The organism is Pedobacter nutrimenti (genome assembly GCF_003208655.1).
GTDB lineage: Bacteria > Bacteroidota > Bacteroidia > Sphingobacteriales > Sphingobacteriaceae > Pedobacter > Pedobacter nutrimenti.
In genome coordinates, this window is sequence record NZ_QKLU01000002.1 from 141,931 (window position 1) to 168,446 (window position 26,516).

The following is a 26,516-nucleotide window of genomic DNA, read 5'->3' on the forward strand; positions in this document are numbered from 1 at the left end:
CTCAAAAAAAAAATCGATGAAAACTCACTATATAATGTCCCTTCAGAATGGATACAAACACCTTCTGATTGTACTAATGGCTTTGTTTATATGTACCTTTACCGCCTGCAAAAAGGACTTTGAAAAATACAATACAGACAATACAGGGCTAAAAAACGGCCAGTTTCAGATTGGCCTGGTTTACCCGAACATCCAGGCTTCAATTTTTGGTCTGGAAGGCCCTTACCAACTTGCGCAAAACCTAAGTGCAGATTGTTATTCAGGCTATATGATGTCTCCAAATCCTTTTCGGGGAAACATTAATAACCTCAATTATAGTCTGGTCGATGGATGGAATTCCAGAAGTTTTATAGATTCCTATACCACAACCCTGTTTTCCATCAACGCCATTGCAAAAGCTGGCACCAGGACTTCAGCTCCTGACTTCTGGGGCATTGCACTTATCTTAAAAGTAGAAGCTTTCCACAGAATGACTGACAAATTTGGCCCCATCGCTTATTCTGCCGCAGGAAATACGATTGTAAATACGCCTTATGATAGCCAGCAAAATGTTTACCAGCAGTTCTTTCTGCAACTGGACACCGCGGTGAACAACCTTAACACTTTTATAAAGGCCAATCCCGGCAAAACACCTTTTGCTGCTTATGATCTGGTTTATAGTGGAGATTATACCAGATGGGTAAAATTCGCCAACTCCCTGAGGCTAAGGCTGGCCATGCATATTGTAAAAGCAGATGCCCCGACCGCACAGGCACAGGCCCAAAAAGCAATTGATCCGACAAATGGTGGTGTAATGACTGTAAATTCAGATAATGCAGGCATTTCAGGCGGAGGTTATCACAATCCGCTGAATGTTATTACCACCAGTTGGACAGACATTAGCGCCGGTGCCGCCCTTGAGTCTTATCTGGTGGGTTATCAGGACCCCAGAACCTCTGCTTATCTGTTGCCCGCAACAGATCCAAAATTTACCGGACAATATAAAGGCATCCGAATTGGGTCTAATGTGACAGCGAAACCTGGTTACAATGGTTTTTCTACGTTAAATTTTAACACCATTGTTGGTTTAAATTCACCAATGATGATGATGAATGCTGCAGAAGTCTGGTTCCTGAAAGCAGAAGCTGCATTGCGCGGATGGACGGGATTTGGGGATCCTCAAAGTAATTACAATACCGGTATACAAACTTCAATGAACCAATGGGGCGCCAGTGGCAGCACTTATATTAATGATGCCAGCAGCCTTCCAACGGGTTATGTAGATCCTTTAAATTCAGACAACAACTCCAATCCGGTATCCACCATTACCATAAAATGGAACAGTGCGGCCACTCCTGAGGTAAACCTGGAACGCATCATCACACAAAAATGGCTCGCTATGTTTCCTGAAGGCCAGGAAGCCTGGACTGAATACCGCAGGACCGGTTACCCTAAATTGTTCCCTGTGGTGAACAACAACAGCAACAACACCATCAGCACTACTATACAGATCCGCAGGTTGCCTTATCCTTCCGATGAGTATTCAACCAATGGTACGGAAGTGAAAAAGGCGGTACAACTGCTGGGAGGAAATGATAATGGAGGAACAAGGGTATGGTGGGATGTCAATAAACCTAATTTTTAATTGTATGACGCTCGAAGATCCCTGCTCCGGCGGGGATTTTTTTTATCTTTCCTAAAATCATTTGTTATGCCCAGGACCTTTTGTTTATTTTTTTTGCTTTTGGCTTTTAAATTCCAAAGTTTTGCCCAGTTTACCGGGAAAACCTTAAACCAACTTCACATCCGATGGGAAATTCTGGAGAATGGCTATAAAAATGAAGCCCAAACCAGGTCTGTACTCCATATCAGTACCTCAAAAAACTGGAAACTCCCTGCAAAGGGTTGGAAAATCTATTTCAATTTTGCCAGACCAATAAAACAGCAGCTGCAAACCTCTGGGCTAAATATCAAACACCTGAACGGTGATTTTTTTGCCCTGGAACCTGGTGCAGATTTTAAAGGGCTGGCCCGGGGTGCTTCTTTAAAAATTGAATTTGTTTCAGGGGATTGGGTGGTTAGTGCCACAGATGCCCCCTCTGGTTTTTATTTAGTCCTGGACAATTGGCCGGAACGGACCTTTAGTATTCCCGATGTAAAAGCCATCCCCTCTGTCCAGAAAAAACAAATTGCACGCACAGCCCAGGACCAGGTCCCTTTTACAAATGCTTCCATCCTTTATGCGCAAAACAGTCAGATCAAAGATCTGGAGCCTGTGGTAAAAATTTTTCCCACACCTGTAAGCTACACCCTGGGCACAGGCGCTTTCAATCTGGATGCTTCAGTAAATATTCATGCCGATCCATCCTTCGGCCTCGAAAAAAAACAGCTGGAAACTTTTATCTCCTCTGCTTTCCTTCCAGGCAAAAAAAAGCAGCCGCATGGCCCGGACATACAACTTCTGCAGAAACAAATGCCTGAAGAAGCCTATGAGCTTCAGGTGAGCAGCACCGGGATCCGGATTTCTGCCGCCTCCGCTACGGGAATCTTTTACGGAATTCAATCCCTGAAAACACTCCTGCCGCCTGTACTTTTTAAAAAGCCACAGAAAAAAGTTCAACTGCAGGCACTAAATGTATATGATGAGCCCCGTTTTGGGCACCGTGCATTTATGCTCGATGTGGCCCGGAACTTTCAGCAGAAAAAACAAGTGCTCAAATTACTGGACCTGATGGCCCTGTACAAACTCAATGTGCTACATTTTCACCTTAATGATGATGAGGGTTGGAGACTCGAAATTCCTGCCTTGCCAGAGCTGACTTCTTATGGAAGCAAAAGAGGCCATGATGTAAAGGAAAAAAATCACCTTCAGCCCAGCTTAGGTTCAGGACCGGATGCAAATAACCCTTATGGAAGTGGTTATTACAGCAAAGCGGACTTCATTGAGATTTTAAAATATGCCAATGAAAGACACATACGGGTTATTCCTGAAATCGAAAGCCCAGGTCATGCCCGGGCAGCAGTTAAGGCGATGGAAGCCAGAAATGACCCAAAATACCTGCTCAGTGAAAAAGACGACCTTTCAGCTTACCGTTCTGTACAGTACTGGAATGACAATGTGATGAATGTTGCCCTACCCTCTGTATATAATTTTATCGAAACCATTACCACCGAAATACAAGCAATGTATAGGACTGCAGGCGCTCCTTTAAAAACCATTCATTATGGTGGGGATGAAGTTCCTACCGGGGTTTGGGAAAAATCACCTGCTGTGAAAGCATTAATGAAACAGGACAGCACAATTAAAACAGCAGATGACCTTTGGGGCTATTACTATGGCAAAGTCAATAACATTCTGCAAAAACATGGCCTCTACCTAAGCGCCTGGGAAGAAGCCGGCACCCGTAAAATAGACAAAGATGGTAAAAAAGAAACCATTTTTAATGAAGCTTTACTGGGCCAGAACCTACACCTGGAGGTTTGGAACAATATGATGGGCTGGGGTGCTGAAGACCTCGCCTACCGTTTGGCCAATAAAGGCTATAAGGTGATTTTTGCCGGGGTTACCAACTTATACTTTGACATGGCTTATTACAAATCTTTTGACGAGCCAGGTTATTACTGGGGTGGTTATGTCGATGTGGACAAACCTTTCAGCCTGATCCCTTACGATTACTACAAAAACACAAGCACTGACCGAATGGGCAATACCCTGCCGGACGGTTTTTTTAAAGACAAGCAGCGGCTGACCGAAGAAGGACGCAAAAACATTGTTGGCTTGCAGGGCGCTCTTTTCAGCGAGGTAAGCAAGGGACCGGTCGTAATGGAATACCTGATTCTGCCAAAAATGCTTGGACTGGCAGAAAGGGCATGGGCAAAAGATCCAGACTGGGCAAAGGAAAAAGATGCAGAAAAATCTTCGAAACTCTACCAGCAAAGCTGGTCTGAATTTCTTGGCATCCTGGGCAAAAGGGAACTGCCAAGACTTGATTATTATGCCGGCGGCTTCCAATACAGGATCCCGCTTCCCGGCGCAATAATAAAAGACGGTGCTGTACAGGCCAATGTACAAATACCGGGCTTACAAATACGCTATACCACTGACGGCTCTGCACCTACCGCAAAAAGCAAGCGTTATACTACACCCCTAAAAGTTAAAGGAAAGATTACACTGGCGGCCTTTAATCAAAATGGAAGGTCAGGAAAAAGCATCAGCATCCTGAACCCTTAAACAAACAAGGCCCCGGATTAGTGGGGCCTTGTTTGTTATCTGTATTCCATCATTAATTTTCTGTTGAGCATTTCCCGAAGTGTCCTTATGGTCGCATCTTTGATCTGACGGACACGTTCCCTGGAAATTTTCATCATTTTTGCAATGTCGTCCATACCCATGGATTCCCTACCATCCAATCCGTAATAAAGACGGATGATCTCTGCCTGACGCGCCTGCAAACGGCCGAGCATCCTGGCCAGTTCCTGGGAAAGGGATCTCCCTTCCACCACTTCATCTGCCGCAGGGCTGTTTTTATTTGCATAAGTATCCATCAGGGTAATTTCACTTTCCTCTGAAGGGCTGCTGTCCAGAGAAAGTGACAAACCCGCATGCTCCAGGTAATCAATCACTTTGTCTACGGTCAGTTCTGTATAATCGGACAACTCTTCCGGGGTCGGAAGGCGTTCAAACTGCTGCTCAAGTGTAGTAATCGCTTTATTGACCAACATAATTCCGTTCACCTGGTTTAAAGGCAGGCGTATAATTCTTTTCTGATCGGCAATAGCCTGTAGCATGGCCTGCCTGATCCACCATACGGCAAAAGAGATAAATTTAAACCCCTTGGTATGATCAAACCGCTGTGCCGCCTTAATCAGCCCAAGGTTTCCTTCGTTGACCAGATCACCAAGGGTCAGCCCCTGGTTCTGGTATTTTTTTGCTACCGAAACCACAAACCTCAGGTTGGCTTTAACCAGTCTTTCCAGTGCAGCCTGATCACCTTCTTTTATTTTGGCTGCAAGTAAAACTTCTTCAGGTACATTGACCAGGTCTATTTTACTGATATCTGTAAAATAGCGGTTTAAAGAATCAGCATCGCGGTTGGTTATTGACCTTTCAATTTTAAGATCTCTCATGTTCAGTTCAGATAATATAGTTCCGGCGGTGATTTGAAGTGCCAGAAGCTACCTGGTTTTATTTGCCTCGTCTAATTAATAACAGAACAAATCTGCAGGGTTTGGAACATATTGCCTAGTAAATCAATAACTTTAGAAAAAATGACTTTTTATGCAAAACAAAACCAAATAATGTTTCTTTTAACATTGGTTAAAGATTAAAGACAAAACATTATTTCCTTGTACTCTAGAGACATTGTCTTATATTTAAGCCGGGAGTACGTACACTATCTGCCAGAAAAAAAGACTGAAATAAAAATGTAAAAAACTTGAAATTTTAAAGGCTTAATCCAAGTTTTTATATATTTGAATGTTCATTATTAACCTGGCATCCTTTGTAAAAATTACACTAACTAAAAAAACAAAATAGGTTTTTATGAATATTCCTGCGCTTGATGAAACCGATAAAGGCATTTTAAACCTGCTTCAGAAAGATGCCCATTTAACGATTGACCAGCTTGCCAAACAGCTCAAAAAGTCAAAAACCCCCATCTTTCAGCGCATCAAAAGGCTGAAAGAACAAGGTTATATTAAAGCCTTTGTTGCCCTGCTGGACCAGCAAAAAATCAGCCCGCTGTTCATTGCCTTTCCGCACATTCACCTGACCAGTCATTCAGAAGCGGTACTCCGTCAGTTCCAGGACCAGGTGAGCCAGTTTCCGGAGGTTATGGAATGTTACCACCTGACCGGAGATGTTGATTTTATGCTAAAGATCGTCCTTCCGGATATGCAGGCCTATAATAATTTTTTGAGGGAAAAACTGGCCAGCCTTCCAAACATAGGCAATGTGCACAGCTACCTGGTTTTATCACAGGCAAAACACGACACCGCCTTAATACTTTGATTTAGCCTTTGGGGGCAATGGTCACTTTGATGCCCCGGTCTTCCAGGATTTCAACCATCGAGGCGCTGATCCCCTCATCGGTAACAATGTGATGGATCTGGTCCAGACCACAAATTTTGCCCAAGCCCCGCTTACCAAACTTGGAACTGTCGGCCAGCACCACAGTAACCTGCGCCGCACCGATCATTTGCTGGTTCAGCCGGGCCTCCATCAGGCTTGTAGTGGTCAATCCAGTTTCCAGATCGATCCCGTCTACGCCCAGAAACAAAATACTGCAGGATACATCTTTTAAAATTTGCTCTGCATAAGGCCCCATCACTGAAGATGAATTCTGTCTGAGCTGCCCCCCTAACTGCAAAACATCCACATGCTGATGTTGTGATAATTCAAGTGCAACATTCAAGGCCGACGTGATCACTGTCAGGTGTTTTTCAGGGTGGATGGACCGGGCCAATGCCAGCATCGTGGTACCAGAAGCGATAATGATAGAGTCGTTATGTCCGATCATTTCCGCAGCCGCTTTGGCCAGTTGCTTTTTTTCCTCGGCATGAAGCTGTTCTTTTTCTGCAACAGGCTTGTCATTGGTATAGGGATTGTTTTTTGAACCACCCCCATGGGTACGGAAAAGCAGACCTTTATCTTCCAGCAATTTCAGATCTTTCCGTATGGTTACTTCCGAAACTTTCATTTGTGCACTGAGTTCCTGCACATTTACATGCCCGGTTTCTCCGAGTTTTTTAAGGATCAGCTGGTGCCTTTGGGTTATGGTTTTCATCTGGGGCTTTTCGTTTTCATCTCAAAATTAAATAAATCAAACCTAATACATTGGTTTTTATTTCATATTTCTTTCGTTTTTATTGTTTTTTATTTCGAATGGAAGTAAACAGCTAAATAAAACGTAACAAAACCGGTGAACAGATCAAAAAAGGTTTTGATTGTTTTTTATTTGTTTTGAATTGTTTTATTTTTAGATTTGATATAAAGAAAACGAAAGCATCTAAAACACCTAAGAAAATCAAAAATGAGCACCAACAGAAAAGAAATCACAGAAAGGATTACCGATCCGGACAAAGTCTGGGATGTAATTGTCGTTGGAGGGGGCGCAACAGGCCTTGGCGCAGCACTGGATGCCGTAAGCCGGGGTTATCAGACCTTGTTACTAGAGCAGGCGGACTTTGCCAAGGGCACTTCCAGCAGGAGTACCAAATTGGTCCATGGTGGGGTCAGGTATCTGGCCCAGGGTGACATCGGACTGGTCAGGGAGGCCCTGCATGAAAGAGGATTGTTGTTAAAAAATGCAGCACACCTGGTTAAAAACGAATCTTTCATTATCCCGAATTACGAGTGGTGGGGAGGTGCTTTTTACACCATAGGGCTTACACTGTACGACCTGCTGGCCGGAAAACTTGGTTTTGGCAGAACAAAACACATTTCCAGAAAAAAGGTTGTGGAAAGGCTTCCGACCATTGAACAAAAAAAATTATATGGCGGGGTGGTTTATCACGATGGTCAGTTTGATGACTCCCGGCTGGCCGTAAACCTTGCACAGACCAGTCTGGAACTTGGGGCCACCATACTGAATTACTTCAAAGTGACCGGCCTAGTCAAAGACCAAAAGGGTAAAATTTCTGGCGTAACTGCCACCGACATAGAAACGGGGCAGACCTATATTTTACAGGGCAAAACCGTTATTAATGCGACGGGTGTATTTGTGGATGACCTTTTACAAATGGATAAACCCGAAAAAAAACCTCTGGTCAGGTCCAGTCAGGGTGTACACCTGGTCCTTGACCGCTCTTTTATGTCTGGTGAAGACGCCATCATGATCCCAAAAACAGATGATGGACGGGTACTTTTTGTTGTACCATGGCACGATAAACTGGTGGTAGGAACAACCGACACGCCACTTGACCAGCACAGTCTGGAACCCGTTGCACTGGAAGAAGAAATTAACTTTATCCTAAACACCGCTTCCAGGTATCTGAGCAAAGCCCCAGAGCGAAAAGATGTCCTGAGCGTTTTTGCCGGCCTGCGTCCCCTGGCAGCCCCAGAAGACGGCTCTTCAAAAACCAAAGAGATTTCCCGAAGTCATAAATTAATCGTTACTGAATCCGGCTTGATCACCATTACCGGGGGGAAATGGACCACCTACAGAAAAATGGGTGAAGATACCATCGATAAAGCGATAGAAATTGGTCAACTAAAAGCTGTTCCAAGCCAGACAAAAAACCTGTCTATACATGGCAATAAAAAGGATGTGGACCGCAGCAACCATTTGTACATTTATGGAAGTGATCAGGATGCCCTTACTGCCCTGGGAAAGGCACATCCGCAGTGGGCTGAAAAGTTGCACCCCCGCCTGCCATTCTTAAAAACCGAAGTCATTTGGGGCATCAGGCAGGAGATGGCCAGAACCGTGGAAGACATTCTGGCCAGAAGGGTCCGTGCGTTATTTCTGGATGCCCGGGCAGCTATAGATGCCGCGCCTGAGGTGGCCCGGCTCATGGCAGCAGAATTGGGCAAAGACCAGACCTGGCAACAAGAACAGGTTCTTCAGTTCAGGACCCTTGCCCAGTCTTATTTACTGGAGCCTTATACCCCTTAAAACAGCTGTTCATTTTTTAACCGATATAAACCTAACACCATGGATGAATATATTTTAGCCTTAGACCAGGGCACAACAAGCTCCAGGGCTATTATCTTTGATCGTAACGGACAAATCAGGTCCATCGCACAAAAAGAATTTAAGCAGATATTTCCAAAGTCAGGCTGGGTTGAACACGACCCGAATGAAATATGGGCAAGCCAGGCCAGCGTTGCCGCTGAAGCCACCGTTAAAATGGGCCTCAATGGCACCAATATCAAGGCCATTGGCATTACCAATCAAAGGGAAACCACCATCGTATGGGACAGAAAGACCGGAGAACCCATATACAATGCGATCGTCTGGCAGGACAGGCGTACAGCTGATTTTTGTGATGAATTAAGAAAAAAAGGCAAAACAGAGCTGATCCGCTCTAAAACAGGGCTGGTTCTGGATGCTTATTTTTCCGGCTCCAAAATAAAATGGATCCTGGATCATGTAAAAGGCGCGCGTGAAAAGGCCAATGCCGGAGAACTGGCCTTTGGAACCGTAGACAGCTGGCTGGTCTGGAAATTTACCAGGGGCCGTGTGCATGTAACCGACATTACCAATGCCAGCCGGACCATGCTCTTTAACATCATTACCCAGCAATGGGACCCGGAGCTGCTCGGCTTACTGGACATCCCTGAAAGTATGCTGCCGGAAGTCAAACAATCGAGTGAAATTTACGGAGAAACCACAACCACCATTTTTGCCTCAAAAATCCCTATTGCGGGCATTGCCGGCGACCAGCATGCCGCCCTGTTTGGGCAGATGTGTACAGAAAAGGCAATGGTGAAAAACACCTACGGAACCGGCTGTTTTATGCTGATGAATATTGGAAAAGAATTTATTGCCTCCAAAAACAACCTGCTCACCACGGTTGCCTGGAAAATCAACGGACAAATTCAATATGCTTTTGAAGGCAGTATATTTATTGCCGGAGCAGCTGTGCAATGGTTACGGGACGGACTTGGTATTATTCAAACCTCTGCCGATGTAGAGCGGCTGGCCTTAAGTGTAGAAGACACGCAAGGCGTGTATTTTGTCCCTGCTTTTGCCGGCCTGGGTGCCCCTTACTGGCAGCCGGATGTCAGGGGAACATTTGTGGGCCTAAGCAGGGGGACCAACAAAGGCCATATTGCCAGGGCAGCCATTGAGGCCATTGCCTATCAAACCATGGATGTTTTAAATGCCATGCAGGCAGATGCCGGAATGGAAATTAAAGAACTCCGGGTAGATGGTGGTGCTACTGCAAATGACTTGCTCATGCAGTTCCAGTCAGATCTTTTGAACTGTAAGGTGATCCGTCCAACCGTGGTGGAAACCACTGCCCTTGGTGCTGCCTACCTTGCCGGACTGGCCACCGGTTACTGGAAAAATGTCGAGGAGATCCAGCAATTGTGGAAAGCTGAAAAAGAATTTATTCCGGCCGGAGACCAGGCGGTGATAAAAAACGGCATAAAAAACTGGAAAAGGGCCATTCACGCTGCCCAGGCCTGGAACGATAAGTTACCTGAGTAAAAACGCTTAACATTTTCAAAATGACACCATTTTTAGCCGAATTTATAGGAACCGCCTTACTCATTTTATTGGGTGATGGTGTGGTAGCCAATGTTGTTTTAAATGAAACCAAAGGAAATAACAGTGGCTGGATGGTCATTACCACCGCCTGGGCCCTTGCTGTTTTTGTTGGGGTTACTGTTGCCGGCCCGGTAAGCGGGGCGCATCTCAATCCAGCGGTAACCCTTGGCCTTGCCCTCACCGGGCAGTTTGCCTGGTCAAAGGTATTGGCCTATATCCTCGCCCAGCTTTTGGGGGCGGCAATGGGTGCCTTTCTGGTTTGGTTGATGTACCGGGACCACTTTAACCGGAACAACCCACCTGCCGCGATACTGGCTGTTTTTAGTACCGGTCCGGCCATCCGGAACTACAGCTCCAATCTAATCAGTGAAATGATCGGAACTTTTGTGCTCGTTTTTACTGTGTTTTATATTTCAGGTGCTGAAATTATTCCTACCAAAACACCCATTGGACTGGGAACAGTAGGGGCTATACCTGTTGCATTTTTAGTATGGGTTATTGGCCTTTCCCTGGGCGGCACTACAGGTTATGCGATTAACCCTGTCAGGGATCTTGGGCCAAGGATTATGCATGCCCTGCTTCCCATTAAAGGAAAAGGAAGCAGCGACTGGGCTTATGCCTGGATACCCATTATAGGCCCGCTTGCGGGAGCTGCATTGGCGGCCTTGGTGTACAACAGCATTCATTAACATCCACCTGGTTACATGGATGTTAAATAAAAAGTGCTCAAACGACAAGAAAATAATCAGGTCAGAAACCATCCGGTTTAAAACCGATTCTTTTTCTTGGTGGGTTAGCTTGTTCTTGCTTTTCCAACAGTTCATCCAGATAACGAAATACGATTTCCATATTCTTATCCTGATTGTCCAGCTTCGTTTTAATTTTCTCAACCTCTAAACGTAAGTCCGTATTATCTGCCAGCATATGGCGCATGCGGGTAAAAATCCGCATAATCTGAATATTGACAGCTATGGCTATATTACTAGACAACACACCCGACAACATAGCCACCCCTTGTTCAGTAAAGGCACTAGGCGCTTGTCGTCTTCCACCCCATCTCGCTATTCCATTTTGGAAGAGCAAGTTTTTAAATTCCTCATCAGTTAAACGAAACATGAAATCGTCAGGGAACCGCTTAATATTCCTGATAACCGCCTTATTTAAGTTACCTGTGGTTATTTGATATAATCTTGCCAAATCTTCATCCAGCATAACCTTATGACCACGAATGAAATAAATCTGGTTCATTATAATTTCGTCCGGGACAATCAGCGTCTTAGTTTCTTCACTCATATTATGATGTGTTATTAAATCCAGCGACAATAAAGCCGCCAGTTAAATTACTTCTGATTTTTAAATAAGTGTTAATTTATTTCTTAATAACGACACGCCCCCTATTCATAACCAGAGATAACTCATTATTTTAGCGGCATTTTGAGTTATACGCTAAAAGACTCGCATATGAGGTCAGAAAAATTAAATATTCAGCCTGACCTGAAAACGAAAAAGCCTTCAAATTGAATAATTTGAAGGCTTTTAGCTTAAAACTTGCGGACCGGACGGGACTCGAACCCGCGACCTCCGCCGTGACAGGGCGGCATTCTAACCAGCTGAACTACCGGTCCGTTTCCCTTTCGGGATTGCAAATATAAAGACTAAATTTACTTTCCTGCTATTCTGAATCATATTTTCAAATAACTATAGCGTAACCCATTGAATTTCATCCAAAATAAATACCATTAAGTAATGTAAGCTCCATTTCGACCATTTACTTCCTAAGCCTTTTCTTGTTTTTTGATCAGATAAACAAACATTTCCTTTCTAACCCTAAAACCAAGTGATCCGTAGATTTCGATGGCCCGTTCATTATCTGCCGCAACATGCAAAAAGGGAATCTCTCCGGCTGCAGTGATCCGCCTAACCTGACTCAACACCAACTGCGCTGCATAACCACGCCCCGTATAACCCGGGAGTGTGCAAACGGCACTGACCTCGGCATAAGGAGCCGCGTGCATGCGCTGACCCGCCATGGCAACCAGGGTTCCGCTGTCAAAAATCCCCTGGTAATGTCCAAAATCTATCGTGCGTTCCCTAAATGGACCAGGCTTGGTGAGTTTGGTCAGGCTCAGCATTTCAGGGATGTGCGCCTCAGAAAGCTCAACAACATCTATTGTTGTGGGGACGCGGAAAACAGGCTGTTCACAAATCATCTGCCGCAGCGGAACACAGCGAAGCAGCGTCCATGGTTTAGGCAGGCTAATTTCTACAGGGGAAACCAGCCAAAAAACATCACCATAGCCTTGGCTAAATTCATACAACTCTGACAAGTTCTCCTTTGAGTTTTCTTTGAGTCCTGCAAAAGGGGCAATGTCCTGCCGATAAAACTTTACGTTGCCGGTTCCCTCCGCAATATTTTTGTTCCCGGTATTAAGCGCATTGTAGACTGGGTTATCAAGTAGATGTTGCATCCTCATTTTTAAAAATTAATACTGTTTTTAATTTAATTCCGCTTTTCCAAAACCTATCGTATCCCTATACATCTGCGGCGAGATGTCGGTATTGATTTTGAAGAATCGGCTAAAGTAATGCTCATCGGCATAACCCAATAGCCATGCAATTTCCTTTACAGATTTATTTGTAAGATAGAGTTCCCTTTTAGCTTCGATAATGATTCTTTCTGTAATCAGACCGGTAAGTGTTTTATTAAAATAGGCTTTCACAATTTTTGCCAATGCATTGGGCGATATATTCAATAGATCTGCATAATCACTTGCAGAGTGCTTCTTCTTGTAATTTTCCTCAATAGCAGCTTTTAACTTCCGCAGGATAAAAGGAATTTGCGTTTCTGTGAATTCCGGAGCCGAAGCTTTTAGCCGGACTTTTTCCCTGGCAATAGTTACTAAAAATATAATCAGGTTCGGTATGAGCAGTTTGTATTCCACATGCCCCTGCTCATCAAATTCTGCTTTCAACTGCTCAATGACCAGATCCAGCTTTCTTGCAGTGCTTGTATCAATAGCAATCGAGGGCTCCTGATAAATATTATTAAAAACCAGTTCGTCGCAGTTGGTTTCCTTTGGAATTTTGTGGATGCAATAAAAATCGGGATGAAACTGAATGGCGACCCCCTTAAATTCCTGATCCGTTGAAAACATAAAGGGCTGATAAGGCGAAAAGGCAAAAATTGTACCTTCATTAAAAAGATATTCTGAACAGTCGACCCTTAAAAGGCCACTGCCATCTTTTATCCAGACGACTGAATAAAAATTATTGTGTTGTAAATGATCAAAACTGCTGTTGTCCTCAAAATAGAATAGTTTAAAGGCCAGATTACCATTCTGCTGATCAATAAGCGTAAAAACATGATCTTTTTTCATAAAGTAAAATTAAAACATTGTTCCCCATATTTAAGCGGCTTGAACTTATGCTTAGTAATGTCCTACCATCCTAGCACTTATCAGCTTTACAAAGGTGTCCAGGCAATTTTTTTCTAAGAATGGAGAATCAGAGCTTTAAGATGGATAATTTTATCTCCGGGCCGGACTGTTATAATGATATAGGAAACGTTGCAATCACGCTGAATTCGCTGATTTACCTCTTATTTTGGTCAATCAAGAATATTCTTTTACAACAAAAAAGCCCTAACTTTTTCAAGTTAAGGCTTTCTGCGGACCGGACGGGACTCGAACCCGCGACCTCCGCCGTGACAGGGCGGCATTCTAACCAGCTGAACTACCGGTCCGTTGTTCCCTTTCTGGATTGCAAATATAGGGTCTTTATTTATATTCGCAAACTATTTTTTAAAATAATTGTAAGTCCTTAAATAACAGAACCTTCCTTCATTTTTTCTGCATTCTCTGCAAACTGAAGCGCATCAATCAGCTCCTGAACACCACCATCCATCACCCCGTTAAGGTTGTAAAGGGTCAAGCCGATGCGGTGATCAGTTACCCTGCCCTGAGGATAATTATAGGTTCTGATCTTTGCAGAACGGTCACCGGTAGATACCATCGTCTTACGTCTGGCTGCAATGTCTCCGTTCTTTTTTTGCAATTCAATGTCATAAAGTTTACTCCGCAGCATTTCCATGGCGATCACCCGGTTACCCAACTGGGAGCGCTCCTGCTGGCAAACCACCACAATACCAGAAGGCTTATGGGTTAACTGTACTTTGGTTTCCACCTTGTTTACGTTCTGTCCACCAGCACCACCAGAACGGGAGGTCTGCAATTCAATATCTGCAGGATTGATGTAAAGATCAATTTCCTCTGCTTCGGGCAATACCGCAACAGAAGCAGCCGAAGTGTGCACACGTCCCTGGGTTTCTGTATCCGGAACACGCTGAACCCGGTGTACACCCGATTCATATTTCAACTGCCCGTAAACGTCTTCTCCGCTCACTTTAAGAATCACCTCCTTATAGCCTCCTGCTGTTCCTTCGGTCACATCCACCGTTTCTACTCTCCACCCCTTTTGCTCAAAGAAGCGGGTATACATCCGGTAAAGGTCTCCGGCAAATAAGGCCGCTTCATCACCACCGGTACCACCCCTGATTTCAAAGACTGCATTTTTACCGTCTTCAGGATCCACAGGGATCAGCATTACACGGACTTTATCTTCCAGCTCTTCCTGTTGTTTCAGCAGCAGGTCCAATTCTTCTTTGGCCATTTCACGCATCTCCTGATCTTTTTCTGTGCTCAGAATTTCTTTATTGGCCTCGATATTACTCATCACGTTTTTGTAGATCTTATATTGCTCTACAATTTTGCTTAAGTCTTTGTACTCTTTGTTTAACTGTGCGAAACGCTTCATATCCTGAACCGTATCAGGATTGCTCAACTGCTCTTCTACATCTTCCCAACGCAGTTTAATTGCTTCTAATTTTTCTAACATATCTTTCTTCAGAAAATTAAATTTCACTTTTCATCAGCAAAACGACCTGTTCTATGCAGGAAAACTGATGTTGTGTTATTTATTTGGACCGCAAAAATACGATTTTTCAGTCAATTATTTGCTTTCAAAATATTTAAGGCTTAGCTCATTGCCATCAAAAACAGCATAGGAATTAAATTTGAGCCATTCCCCAAGGTTTACATAACGGCTTTTATCATTGAGCTGCAGGTCCAGAGGAAGGTGTCTGTGCCCAAAAATAAAATAATCGTAATGCGTTTTTTGAAGCTGCTCTTTTGCATAAATGGCCAGCCATTCTTTGTCTTCACCCCAAAAGGTCTCTTCTGAGCTGTTCGCAGCCCTGCTTCCGGATGACCAGGCATTGGCAATGCCCAAACCTATTCTTGGTGGAACCAGGGAAAACAACCACTGGCAAACCGGGTTCCTGAAGATTTTCCTCAGGAATTTATATTTTTTATCACCAGGCCCAAGTCCGTCACCGTGGTGCAGGTAAAATTTTTTGCCATTTCTTTCCATCACCAGTTCATCGCTGACCACCTGAATGCCCATCTCTTTGGAAAAATAATCCTTTACCCACATGTCGTGGTTACCTTTAAAGAAATAGATTTTTATTCCGTTATCAGACATCTGCGCCAGTTTACCCTGCAGGCGGACAAAACCTTTTGGTACAACAGTATGGTATTCAAACCAGAAATCGAAAATATCGCCCATCAGAAAGAGTTCTGCACAAGAGGGTTCAATTTCATTCAGCCAGCGCAGAATACGTTTTTCACGAATGCTGCTTACCTCCTGATTGGGTGCCCCAAGATGAAAATCAGAGGCAAAATAGATGTTCTTAGCCATGGATATGGACAAAGATAAACAAATTTCAATCGCTCTTTTGTCAAAAAGTACGACAACTTATCTAGATTATTTCTTAATAGCCCTATTATTAAAACAAAAGTTTGTAAATTCGCCACAAATTTTAAATACATGATTTCTACAGATATAGCCATCATTGGCGCCGGCCCCGTAGGTTTATTTGCAATTTTTGAAGCAGGACTACTTAAAATGCGCTGCCATTTAATTGATTATCTTCCACAGGTTGGCGGTCAGTTATCCGAAATATACCCTAAAAAACCAATTTATGACATTCCTGGTTACCCAACTGTTTTGGCTCAGGAGCTGATTGACAATTTAATGGAACAAGGTAAGCCTTTCCATCCTGGTTTTACTTTAGGAGAGCGTATTGAGGGTCTGGAGAAACGTGGGGAAGCAGATTTTGTTCTGACCACCAACATGGGGACCATTATAGAATCAAAAGTTGTGGTGATTGCCGGTGGACTGGGTTGTTTTGAACCCCGTAAACCAGCCGTAGCCGGATTAGAGCAATTTGAAAATGGCCGTGGGGTCAATTATATGATCCTTGATCCGGAACAATATCGTGGTCAGAAAATGGTTATTGCGGGCGGTGGCGACTCTGCCCTGGACTGGACCATCTTTTTGGCAGATGTTGTTGAAGAACTGACCCTGGTTCACCGAAGCGAAAGCTTCCGCGGTGCCCCTGATTCTGTCAACAAAGTAATGGCCCTGGCAGAAAGCGGACGCATTAACCTGATCCTGAACAGCAACTTAAATTCAGTGTCCGGTTCAGGAAAACTGGAAAATGTAGAAATCATTCACAATAAAACATTGGAACCGACAAATGTTGCGGCCGATCACCTGATTCCCTTATTTGGATTGAGCCCGAAATTAGGTCCTATTGAACAATGGAACCTGAACATCAGCAAAAGTGCCATAGAGGTCAATACAGATGATTATTCAACCAACATTCCGGGTATATATGCGATTGGTGACATCAATACCTACACCAATAAATTAAAACTGATTCTTTGCGGTTTCCATGAAGCAGCTTTAATGAGTCACAGCGCTTATCAGTACATGAACCCTGGTGTTAAGTATACCATGAAATATACAACGGTAAATGGTGTAACTGAATTCTAAACATGGATCCGAACAATATCAATATACACGTACAGAACCCCGATGGTTCTTTAACCTCACTTGAAGCCCCTGTAGACATGGGGCTTAGCTTAATGGAATTTCTAAAGGCTTGTGAATACGACATTCTTGCCACCTGTGGTGGTATGGCACTTTGTGCCACCTGCTGCGTGGATGTCCTGGAAGGTGAGGAAAAATTAAACGAGATGTCAGATGACGAATATGCCATGCTCGATACCCTTCCGGATTTGCTGCCCAATTCCAGACTGGCCTGCCAGCTGCAATTAAACCCGGCAATGGAAGGATTAAAAATCAAACTTCACGACGGGATTGCTTAATTGTCCATCGCCGGGCTTTTTTTAGCCGGATCACCGATGGTTTTGTATTCCCCGTCTCCCTTTAAAATTACAAGCATTTTCGCTTTATTGTTCAGGATTGCTTTAGCAGCATCCAGTTCTTTATCGTACTGAAATGCTTGTAATACTTTTCCTTTTTCAAAATAGTAGCGGCTCACAATCTGCGTTTCCAAAAATCTTTTGATCTCCTCCTTATGCGTAAAGAGGTCTTCTTTTTTTGCAGTCAGCATTTTTGCCCTCAGGTCTTCAAGGTCTGCCTTAACAACATCCAGCTTATTTTCTTTTTCTGCTTCTGTTTTTAAGTCCGTCAGCAAACGTTCTGTATTGGAAGTATACTTATAGTCCTTATTGGCAAGAGAGGCCGCAAAACGACTGTAATCGGGATCGGATAGTTTAAATTCAGCAGCCGGGGCAATTTCTTTATGTTCCTTTTTATAGCTGTTGGCAAAATCAAAAAACAACACCTTATTGATCAGTGAAATGGTTACCGGGCTGTACTTTCTGGCTGTCACATAAACATCGGGGTATACACCATTTCCATTATACACATTACGTCCTGCCCTGGTATTGAATTTTGTAATTAAGGAATCTGCAATTTTTATCCGCTTCCCGTTTACACTTTTTTGCGAATAATCAACCGCCTGAATACATCTTCCCGATGGGGTATAGTATTTGGCAACAGTCACTTTAACCAGGCTGTTGTAAGGAAGGTTAAAGGTTTGCTGAACCAGTCCTTTTCCATAACTCCGCTGACCAACAATCACCGCCCTGTCTAAATCCTGTAAGGCACCTGCAACGATCTCCGAGGCAGAGGCAGAAGAACCGCTCACCAAAACCACCAGGGGCAAATCGGGAACCAGGGGATCACTAACGGTTTTGTAGGTAATCGTCTTTTCCGGATTACGACCTTTTTGGGTAACAATTAATACGCCTTTATTGACAAACAGGTTCACAATTTTTACCGCTTCCTGCAAAATACCTCCACCATTATAGCGCAGATCGAGCACAAAGCCTTTAGGCTGGTTTTTTCCCAGACCAACTACCGCATCTTTAACTTCCTGGGCAGAATTCTCCAGAAATTTATCCAGCCGGATGTAGGCAATATCGTTCACCATTCCCGAATAGCTTACGTTTGGAAGTTTGATTTCTTCCCGCACCAGCGTTTTATTTAAAACCGCACCGTCCCGGACAACAACCAGATCAAGGGAAGAGCCTTTGGGTCCGCGCAAAAGTTGGGTAATCTGGCTTCTTTCCTTTCCCTTTACATCTATGCCGGATATCTTCACAAATTGATCCCCAGGCCTGATGTCCTGTTTATTTGCGGGGCAACCTTCTGTTACCTCATTGACAAAAAGCTTGCCTTCAATGAAAACGGTACTTGCTCCTATTCCGCCAAACTGTGTGCTTACATATTTGAGTTTATAGTCTTCTATTTCAGATTCCGGAATGTACTCGGTATAGGGGTCAAGGCTATCCAACATCGCATCTACCCCTGTTTTCATGAGCGTAGAAGGATTGGTTTCATCCACATAGTTGATGCTGATTTCCTTATACAGGGAAGCAAAAATATCCAGGTTTTTGGATACCTGAAAAAGATCTTCTTTAAAGGACCAGGTTAAAGCGGCTGCAGAAAACAGCGCGACAGCAATAAAGGTTTTTTTTATCATAAGCGGTTACCATCTGGATCGGCTAAAGCCTTATTGATGGTAAATTCAACATATTTTCTGTCCCTGTTAGTCAGTTCCATTAAGCGTGTAACCAGTTCTTCTTCATGACCCGGTGTAAAAGGAATTTCTTCCTGTACCAGTTCACGGTATTTTCTTAAAAACTTGATCTTAACTTTTTGCGCAGTTTCAGGGGTCAGTGTAAAATTTGCCATATGCAAAAATATAAATAATTGTAATAAGGTAAATTTATTTGTGGTCCGGAACCCCTTTTATATTTAAATCTTTAATCTTCTCCCTGATGCGCTTCATAAAATCCCTCCCAGGGTCTGTTTTTTCAGTGCGGTAGGAAGAATCTGATTCTTTCCATAAATCTGTCTCCCTGAAAAGATTATACTCATAATGCCCAATGACATACTCAATGGGGTATTTAAGTTTAAGATACCGGATCAATTGCTCATTTGCCAGCAGCTGGGCCTCCGTTAAGGGATATTGATCACTGCCAATGTTTTCTACACCAATAGCACAATAATTAAGTCCTATAACGTGCCGGGCCATTACAGTGTCAGGTAAAAGCTGATAAACCGTTCCATCACGGTCAATCACATATTGCGAGGAAACATTAAGCGCACTTGCGGAAGCAATTTCCTTTCTGGCACCGGGTAAAGTGGATCTGTTAAAGACGTCAAAGGTTTTTTCCAGGCTCATAATGTCTGTCCAATGCAACACGACCATCAATGGATGAATGGTCGGTTCGCTTTGTTTTAAACCATGTCTTTTTTCCAGATAGTCTAAGGTAAGCTGTCTTCTTTCTGCATCAAAAATAATGGGTTTACTCACTATACGAAACGCGGTTTGCGCTTTGAGCGAACACAGGGTAGAAAGCAATAAAAGTGCAAAGAAGAGCAGTTTGGTTGCGAAATTTTTGTACATGATTTAAAATTAAAAGCAGAAGCCCTCCAGGGGCTTCTGCTGCTTACAAATTTATTAGTTTTTATCCCACCACAATGGTGTCAGCAAACGATATTTTTCGGAGTTGTCACCAACATTGTCGGGATTGCGGGTCTGCTCATTTGTTTCGTAGCACATTCCCCTGATCCATTGGTTTGCATTCGCGGCATCAAACACAACTGTATTCAGGTTCAATGGTCTTTGAAGTGATGGCCCGTAAATGGCCTGACTAAAATCTGATCTGCGCATATCTACCCAGGTTTCCGGGTTCAGGCAAAGCGTAATGTACTTTTGTCTCATGATGTGGCTTAAACCTTGGGTCAGGTTTGCAAAATGGGCATTTAAACCATCCGCCAACTGGGCCGTCCAGTAGGTATTAATTTCATTGGTGCTCACGCCAAGCTTACGCATGTTTGCTTTAACCCCTTCTTCATAAGCAGCCAAGGCACCTCCTGTATCCCCTGAACGCAGACGCGCTTCTGCCTCGATGAACTTCACTTCAGAATACGTGATGAAAGGAAAAGGAGACGTTTGTTTGGTGTAAAACCCGCTATTGCTAAACCTGCCATAGTCATTGCCATTGGTTTTGGTTGCATCACCATTCTGACCATTTGCAAGGATTCCCTGTCCACCGGCCAGGCCTCCTCCTGATCTTAAACCACGGTACTGTCCATCGGAAGTTGCGGGTACCATAATCCGGCTAATACGGGGGTCCTGCAGAGCCGTATTGGTGACCGGTAAAGAGGTAAGCATGTTTACAAAAAATTGGCTCCAGGAAAAATATCTTGGATTATACAAAGCGCTGTTTGGATCTGTTGAAGTGACCACGAAGCCCCCCCAGCTGAACCAGGGATTTTCATCAGTTTGCAAGCCTCCGGCCAAATACGGAAACTCGGCATCCATCCCATCGGCATTAAATGCTTTGCTGCAGGCATCCAGAATTTTTGTGGTATTGTACAAGCTTCCTTTTTTGGACAAATGGTTCAGGTACCTCGCTTTTAATGCCCAGGCAAAACGCTTCCATTTGGAAACATCTCCCTGAAATAAAATATCCCCCCCGGCAGCGTTTAATGTTGTTTTGTTTGTCGGATTATCAAATGCCGCAAGAGCCTCATCCAAAAGTTGATCTATACGACTATAAACCGTCTGCTGGTCCTGCATTTTTGGTGTTAGCGACAACTGTACTTTTCCATTGTAAAATTCATCTACGACAATCGCACCATACTGATCGGTCAGCAATCCGAAGTTTAAAGCCATTAAGGTTTTGCCTGCCCCAACAAAACAAGGGCTACCTTCCTCTTCACCGAGATTAATCATATCTATGCTATTGGGCATCGTATACACATAAGTATTTTGCCAAAGAAAATACGAAGCCGTAAAACGCCAGGTCTCTGCATTAAGGTTTGTTCCTGTGGTTAATTTGGTTACCCCATATTGGGTTAATCCGGCAATCTCTCTCGAGCCACGCCATAAAGCTGCCCCGTTAGATGTCGTTATTGCCCCAACCAGCCGGTTGGCCGCGGATACTTTTGTCGGATTATTAGGATCATTATTTACATCCAGAAATTTTTTGCAGGAACTTACGGAAAGCAAGCTGAGCACAGCCATGCAGGTAATTCCTTTTTTGTATATCGTTTTCATAATCAGTCCTTGAGTTAAAATGTTAATTTTAGACCTAAATCAAAGCCTTTTGTAGCCGGAACGCCCAGGTTATCAAAGCCAAAGGACCCAGATCCGCCAACACCTGCACCGCTTCCGGACACCTCAGGATCTACTCCGGAATATTTGGTAATTAAAATCAGGTTACGGCCTGTTGCAGTAAAGGACAATCCTTTTATTTTTATTTTCCCTAAGTAACGGGTTGGCATGTTATAGGTCAGGCTGGCATACCTTAATCTGGTCCAGCCCCCATCTTCTACAAAATCATAACCCTGGTTGGCATAAATGGTCTGATAATAATTTTGATTCAGCGGAACAGCAATCGTATTTACAGCACCTGTAGACTCTATAATGCCATCAAATACTTTTGTTCCCCTGTCCAGGGTTTTTGTACTTAAACCAGAGCGGACCAAAGAATTTTCTGTGGCGTTAAACACCTTTCCACCCACCCGGACATCAACCATAAAAGAAAGTGTAAAAGCTTTATAATTAAACGTATTGGTAATTCCTGCCGTAAATTTTGGATTCCGGTCACCAATATTGGCCAGGGCAGTCTGTACCTGAGGATAGCCGTTATTGGCAAGTAAAAGTTGTCCCTGGGCGTTTCGCTTCCAAACATTCCCATTGATTCCAAACAAGCTGCCCCCTAAAAATGCAGCTCCTTGTGCCACGTTCGCTGCAGCCCATGCGTCTGAAATTTCTATGCGGTCTAGTTTACCTGGTAATTCTTTGACTGTAGAGCTATTGTGTGCAAAGTTCACGTCTACAGACCATTTGAAATGCTCATTTACGATGGGCTTAGCATTAAGGACAACCTCAACTCCTCGGTTTCTGATTGATCCGCCATTCAAATAAGCCAGAAAAGAACCCGAAGAAGGTGGCATCCGTGTGAGCAAAATCTGATTGTCGGATTTACTGCTGTAATAAGTGATGTCCAGTCCAAAACGATTGTTGATGAACCGAAGGTCTGCTCCCATTTCAAAGGCCCTGGTAAACTCTGGTACCAGACCAGGATTTCCAAAAGGGTTATTTGAATTGATGATAAAACCCCTTGGATTAATGGTAAAATCATTGGTCAATGTAGCCAAACTTGTGGTCAGTGAATACGGAGCAGCATCTTTTCCAACATTGGAATATGCAGCCCTGATTTTTCCATACGAGAATATCCGGTCATCTGATTTCAAACCCATTTCTTTAAGCAAGTCTGTTAAAATCACGGCCGTGCTTACAGAAGGATAAAAAAATGACCTGTCTTTAGGCGGTAAAGTTGAAGACCAGTCATTTCTGGCCTTAAAGTTTACGTAGGCAATTCCCTTCCAGTCCAGATTAAAGTCCCCAAACCAGCTAAAAATCCGCCTTCTTTGAAGAAATTCAGATGTGGTCCTGTCTTTAGGCAATGTATTATTAATGCTGGGAAAACTCGGATCTATAAAGTTTGCTGCAGTGGAGCCTTCATTTTGAATAGAAGTCATTTCAATATTATTTCCCACAGACAGGCTTAAGTTAAAATCTTTTGCTATCGTTTTCTTGCCAGTCAAAATAGCGGTAGAAGTGGTAATCTGATTGGTGGCTAAGGATTGTGTAATCGCTCCCTTTGTTGCTCCGACTTCCAAAGTCCCCGGCATTCTAACCGATTTAAAATTTTCGCTGTAGTAATCCGTACCCAATCTATAGGTAAAGTTTAAAAAGCTAAAGGGGTTGTAGTCCAGGTTAACCTGACCAATAAGGCGGTTAACATTACTTGTAAAGGGCTTATTTTGGATAGTCCAATAGGGATTATCTGTTCCACTCGCATTGATGATTTTCTGAGAACCATCTGGATTCAAATAATCTTTCATATCCAGATTGCGGGGCCAGTATAAGGCACCCATAATTCCATTTGCACTTCCCTGAGACAAATAGGTCCGGTCTGTTCTGATGTAATTGGCATTTCCTCCAATCGTTAGCTTATCTCCTACCTTCGTATCTGCATTGATGCGGAACGATTTCTTTTTAAAAGTAGAGTTATCTACAATTGATCCCTGATCAACCATTGAAGCAGAAGTATAGTAATGCGTCAAATCTGAACTTCCACTTACCGAAAGATCATGCGTTTGCGCAAAAGCAGTTTTAAAGAATGTTCCTAGGTTGTCGTAAACCGTTTCACCGGATGCAAATGCAGGCCCAAATGAGTTTAAAGAGCTTGGACTGTATACACCCTGATCTCCTTGCTTATATTGAGATTGTAATTTAGGAAGCTTATTTACCCGGTCAAAAGAAAAACTATTCTGATAGGTTACCCTTGCTGCGCCCCCTGCTCCCTTTTTTGTGGTAATTACAATTGCCCCGGAAGCCGCCCGTATTCCATATAATGCTGCCGCAGCAGGCCCCTTTAATACCGTAATGGTTTCAATATCCTCGGGATTAATGTCTATAGCCCTGTTGGATGCCGGTCCAACTGAGGCGGCCAGGCCTCCCTGTCCAACCGGCGTACTGTTGTCTACAGGAATACCATCAAGGATAAATAAAGGCTGATTACTGCCACTTAAAGAAGTTCCCCCCCGGATCATAATATTTGCAGAAGCTCCTGCTGCCCCACTGGAGTTCGTGATCTGTACTCCGGCAACCTTTCCCTGTAAAGCATTTACAATATTCGGCTGTTGTGAATCTACGATTTCCTGGGCTTTGACATTTTGCGTGGAAAAGCCCAGGCTTCGGACTTCCTGTTTCACTCCAAAAGCTGTTACAGCAACTTCATTAAGGGTTTTACTGTCTTGTTTTAGTTTGACATTGATGACTTTTGCTTCAGCGACCAGCACTTCCTGGGGCGTGGTACCAATAAAGCTAAACACTAAAGTCTCGCCACTTTCTGTTCTGATGGAATAGCGGCCTTCGGCATCTGTACTGATCCCTCCTGCTTTTCCTTTGATTTTAACGGAAACACCGGGTAATGGCAAGCCATCATCTGCCGATGTGACTTTACCTGTTACTGTTATCTGCTGGGCCATGACTTGTGTGGTCAACAAAATCAATGAGCAGAATAACACAAGTAGTTTTCTTTTCATAATGAATTGGTTTAGGTTAAGGTTTGTTTATTATTTTCTTTTTACATAAGCAGGCTATTTTTGGATGGTAATTAAGCCGTAGAGAATTCGAAAAAATTCGCCCGTACTTGCTTTAGATTTCATTAAACACAGCACAACATGCGTTTTTGTGCGTTTTTTCGCCCAAAAATTAGCATTTAGCACATACTAAAATGGGGCACACTTAAAATTATGTAATAAAAATCAAAAATTTGAGGGTTTTCTCAATTTAAAAATGCGGGAATACGCGGGAATTACTGTTTTTCTTTAAAACATACAGCAACTTAAACAACAAAGGCCCTTTAAGGGCCTTTGTAAACTAAAAAGTATTGCTTCTCAAACCAATTAGAAAGTCGGGTCTGTTGGCGTATTGGTATTATTGTCTCTTTCTGCAAATGGATAAGGAAGAAAATTTCTTTTCCTGTCGGTAAGTGGCAGGTTAAAACGCCTCATGTCTTCGAGCTTGAGGCCAGACATAAACAGCTCTATACACCTGTTCTGATAAATCTTGGTCAGCAACTCACTCTGGGTATAGGTTCCTGTCAAAGCAGGGAGGTCTGCCCCTAAACCAAACCTGGTATCGTCTGCTGGTTTTCGGGTTAAAACTTTATTCAACTCTGTTTTTGCATTATCCAGGTCTGGCTGACGGGCATAAACCTCGGCTTTAATGAGCGTAATTTCTCCCGGAAGGTATACCGGAATAGAAACTGTGGTTGCCGTCCAAAAACCCTTTAAACGGGCAACAGGAGCCGTTGCAGCCGGAACAGTATAAAAAGCAAGTCTTTTATCTGCAGGATCTGGTATATAAACCCCTCCCAATCCCAGATTGGCGTTACTTGGCTGAAATACATTGTTCGTTGAGGTTGCGATATCATAAATCGGATTAGGTGTCAGTGCATCATAATCAAAAGTCGAATACTTTGTCAGGTCAACCAGATTCGCTGCAGTCATGGCCAAACCATAGTTTCCAACAAACAAAGCATAACGTGCTTTGAGTGCATACAATGTATTCTGGATATTTATTCCCGCAGGCACATTAGAACTAAAGCTTGCACTAAGCGGATTGGCAGCCAAAACACCAAGGGCATTGTCAATGACCGCAATAGCCTTATTATAGCCCTCTGCCCTGGTTATAAAACTTACATTTTTACCTGTTCCTGATGGGATTTTTTCCCAATATTCTGAAAGATTGCCAATGGCCAGGGCTTTAAAAATGCTCGTATAGGCAATCAGTCCTGAGGCATAGTTTTTATCGGCCAGATTCATTGCGCCATTAATCACATTATCTGCATCAAAAATGATTTTATTGGAACTTGACCATAAAAACCCAAGGGTGGTATTTGTCCCGTCGACACTACTGCCCCCTGTAAAAAACTGCAGTTCAGGAATGTTCCCTGAATTTGAAAGCAAGAGTTCATTGGTCAAAAAGCCATTTGCCTCCACCGCACTAAAATAAACGCTGGCACGGCCAGCAGAATATAGTTTCTGCAAACCTACAGCAACACCGGTCAGTCCTCTTGCCGAGGCAAGTACATCTGTAGACAAAGCGCCATTGGGGTCTTTATATTCCTTTTTACAGGAAACAGCAGTCAGCATCAAACAGACAACTGTTGTCAGTTTAACTATGCAAAACTTATTTATATAATTTTTCATCTGTCTATAATTTGTTTGTTAATCGTAATGAAACGACCAGGATCTCAATCATTTTCATGGTTTGATTTGAAAGATCATGATGGA

At 43.4% G+C, this 26,516-nt stretch carries 21 protein-coding genes and 2 tRNA genes; 8 read left to right on the forward strand and 15 right to left on the reverse strand.

What is annotated here, in order from left to right; translation table 11 throughout:
* The first annotated feature begins 16 nt into the window (after positions 1-16).
* Both B0O44_RS05320 and B0O44_RS05325 read left to right on the forward strand, forming a co-directional pair.
* A complete protein-coding gene (locus B0O44_RS05320) occupies positions 17-1,624 on the forward strand; it encodes a SusD/RagB family nutrient-binding outer membrane lipoprotein (RefSeq protein WP_110829135.1) in 1,608 nt (535 codons plus the stop codon).
* A gap of 66 nt (positions 1,625-1,690) precedes the next feature.
* On the forward strand, positions 1,691-4,210 hold the full coding sequence (locus tag B0O44_RS05325) for a family 20 glycosylhydrolase (protein WP_110827884.1): 2,520 nt from the start codon (positions 1,691-1,693) through the stop codon (positions 4,208-4,210).
* Between the two features lie 35 nt (positions 4,211-4,245).
* Here the strand turns inward: B0O44_RS05325 and B0O44_RS05330 are convergent, their stop codons facing one another.
* Positions 4,246-5,106: a sigma-70 family RNA polymerase sigma factor gene (locus tag B0O44_RS05330; protein WP_110827886.1), complete on the reverse strand. Its 861-nt coding sequence runs from the start codon at positions 5,104-5,106 to the stop codon at positions 4,246-4,248.
* Positions 5,107-5,521: 415 nt separating this feature from the next.
* On the opposite strand from B0O44_RS05330, the gene B0O44_RS05335 reads away from it, so the two are divergent.
* Positions 5,522-5,989 (forward strand): Lrp/AsnC family transcriptional regulator, encoded by a 468-nt coding sequence (locus tag B0O44_RS05335; protein WP_110827888.1) that lies wholly within the window; start codon positions 5,522-5,524, stop codon positions 5,987-5,989.
* A gap of 1 nt (position 5,990) precedes the next feature.
* On the opposite strand, the gene B0O44_RS05340 is transcribed toward B0O44_RS05335, so the two are convergent.
* Complete coding sequence (locus B0O44_RS05340) at positions 5,991-6,764, reverse strand: DeoR/GlpR family DNA-binding transcription regulator (protein ID WP_110827890.1); 774 nt, start codon at positions 6,762-6,764, stop codon at positions 5,991-5,993.
* A 246-nt stretch (positions 6,765-7,010) separates the two neighbouring features.
* Here B0O44_RS05340 and B0O44_RS05345 point away from each other — a divergent pair, with 246 nt between their 5' ends.
* The 3 genes from B0O44_RS05345 to B0O44_RS05355 are packed head-to-tail and all read left to right on the forward strand — an operon-like array spanning position 7,011 to position 10,885.
* The gene (locus B0O44_RS05345; protein ID WP_110827892.1) at positions 7,011-8,594 is read left to right on the forward strand and encodes a glycerol-3-phosphate dehydrogenase/oxidase; all 1,584 of its coding nucleotides are present in this window, start codon (positions 7,011-7,013) and stop codon (positions 8,592-8,594) included.
* Positions 8,595-8,633: 39 nt separating this feature from the next.
* On the forward strand, positions 8,634-10,136 hold the full coding sequence (gene glpK / locus B0O44_RS05350; RefSeq protein WP_110827895.1) for a glycerol kinase GlpK: 1,503 nt from the start codon (positions 8,634-8,636) through the stop codon (positions 10,134-10,136).
* Positions 10,137-10,156: 20 nt separating this feature from the next.
* Entirely contained in the window at positions 10,157-10,885 is a 729-nt protein-coding gene (locus B0O44_RS05355) for an MIP/aquaporin family protein (RefSeq protein ID WP_110827898.1), read from the forward strand.
* 61 nt (positions 10,886-10,946) lie between these two features.
* Here B0O44_RS05355 and B0O44_RS05360 read toward each other — a convergent pair whose 3' ends face one another.
* The 7 genes from B0O44_RS05360 to B0O44_RS05390 form a co-directional block, all read right to left on the reverse strand.
* A complete protein-coding gene (locus tag B0O44_RS05360; protein WP_110827900.1) occupies positions 10,947-11,489 on the reverse strand; it encodes an ORF6N domain-containing protein in 543 nt (180 codons plus the stop codon).
* A gap of 258 nt (positions 11,490-11,747) precedes the next feature.
* Positions 11,748-11,821 (reverse strand) — tRNA-Asp (locus tag B0O44_RS05365).
* A 150-nt stretch (positions 11,822-11,971) separates the two neighbouring features.
* Positions 11,972-12,664: a GNAT family N-acetyltransferase gene (locus tag B0O44_RS05370; RefSeq protein ID WP_170123280.1), complete on the reverse strand. Its 693-nt coding sequence runs from the start codon at positions 12,662-12,664 to the stop codon at positions 11,972-11,974.
* Between the two features lie 27 nt (positions 12,665-12,691).
* Positions 12,692-13,573 (reverse strand): helix-turn-helix domain-containing protein, encoded by an 882-nt coding sequence (locus B0O44_RS05375; protein WP_110827905.1) that lies wholly within the window; start codon positions 13,571-13,573, stop codon positions 12,692-12,694.
* Positions 13,574-13,864: 291 nt separating this feature from the next.
* A tRNA-Asp gene (locus B0O44_RS05380) sits at positions 13,865-13,938 on the reverse strand.
* A gap of 77 nt (positions 13,939-14,015) precedes the next feature.
* Positions 14,016-15,089 (reverse strand): peptide chain release factor 1, encoded by a 1,074-nt coding sequence (gene prfA / locus B0O44_RS05385; RefSeq protein WP_110829138.1) that lies wholly within the window; start codon positions 15,087-15,089, stop codon positions 14,016-14,018.
* A gap of 114 nt (positions 15,090-15,203) precedes the next feature.
* The gene (locus tag B0O44_RS05390) at positions 15,204-15,950 is read right to left on the reverse strand and encodes a UDP-2,3-diacylglucosamine diphosphatase (RefSeq protein WP_110827907.1); all 747 of its coding nucleotides are present in this window, start codon (positions 15,948-15,950) and stop codon (positions 15,204-15,206) included.
* Between the two features lie 129 nt (positions 15,951-16,079).
* Here B0O44_RS05390 and B0O44_RS05395 point away from each other — a divergent pair, with 129 nt between their 5' ends.
* Positions 16,080-17,090: an NAD(P)/FAD-dependent oxidoreductase gene (locus tag B0O44_RS05395; protein WP_110827910.1), complete on the forward strand. Its 1,011-nt coding sequence runs from the start codon at positions 16,080-16,082 to the stop codon at positions 17,088-17,090.
* Between the two features lie 2 nt (positions 17,091-17,092).
* Positions 17,093-17,425: a 2Fe-2S iron-sulfur cluster-binding protein gene (locus B0O44_RS05400; RefSeq protein WP_110827912.1), complete on the forward strand. Its 333-nt coding sequence runs from the start codon at positions 17,093-17,095 to the stop codon at positions 17,423-17,425.
* Here the strand turns inward: B0O44_RS05400 and B0O44_RS05405 are convergent.
* The 6 genes from B0O44_RS05405 to B0O44_RS05430 form a co-directional block, all read right to left on the reverse strand.
* A complete protein-coding gene (locus tag B0O44_RS05405) occupies positions 17,422-19,110 on the reverse strand; it encodes a S41 family peptidase (RefSeq protein WP_110827915.1) in 1,689 nt (562 codons plus the stop codon). The two genes, B0O44_RS05400 and B0O44_RS05405, sit on opposite strands and share 4 nt — an antisense overlap.
* The gene (locus tag B0O44_RS05410; RefSeq protein ID WP_110827917.1) at positions 19,107-19,322 is read right to left on the reverse strand and encodes a hypothetical protein; all 216 of its coding nucleotides are present in this window, start codon (positions 19,320-19,322) and stop codon (positions 19,107-19,109) included. The genes B0O44_RS05405 and B0O44_RS05410 overlap by 4 nt, the downstream gene beginning before the upstream one ends.
* A gap of 34 nt (positions 19,323-19,356) precedes the next feature.
* Positions 19,357-20,040 carry an N-acetylmuramoyl-L-alanine amidase gene (locus B0O44_RS05415; RefSeq protein ID WP_110827919.1) on the reverse strand — a complete coding sequence of 228 codons (684 nt, stop codon included), beginning with the start codon at positions 20,038-20,040 and terminating at the stop codon, positions 19,357-19,359.
* Positions 20,041-20,094: 54 nt separating this feature from the next.
* Positions 20,095-21,699, reverse strand: a complete 1,605-nt coding sequence (locus tag B0O44_RS05420; RefSeq protein ID WP_110827921.1) for a SusD/RagB family nutrient-binding outer membrane lipoprotein — start codon at positions 21,697-21,699, stop codon at positions 20,095-20,097.
* Between the two features lie 14 nt (positions 21,700-21,713).
* Positions 21,714-24,761, reverse strand: a complete 3,048-nt coding sequence (locus tag B0O44_RS05425; protein WP_110827923.1) for a SusC/RagA family TonB-linked outer membrane protein — start codon at positions 24,759-24,761, stop codon at positions 21,714-21,716.
* 363 nt (positions 24,762-25,124) lie between these two features.
* Positions 25,125-26,432, reverse strand: a complete 1,308-nt coding sequence (locus B0O44_RS05430; RefSeq protein ID WP_110827925.1) for a RagB/SusD family nutrient uptake outer membrane protein — start codon at positions 26,430-26,432, stop codon at positions 25,125-25,127.
* Between the last annotated feature and the right edge of the window lie 84 nt (positions 26,433-26,516).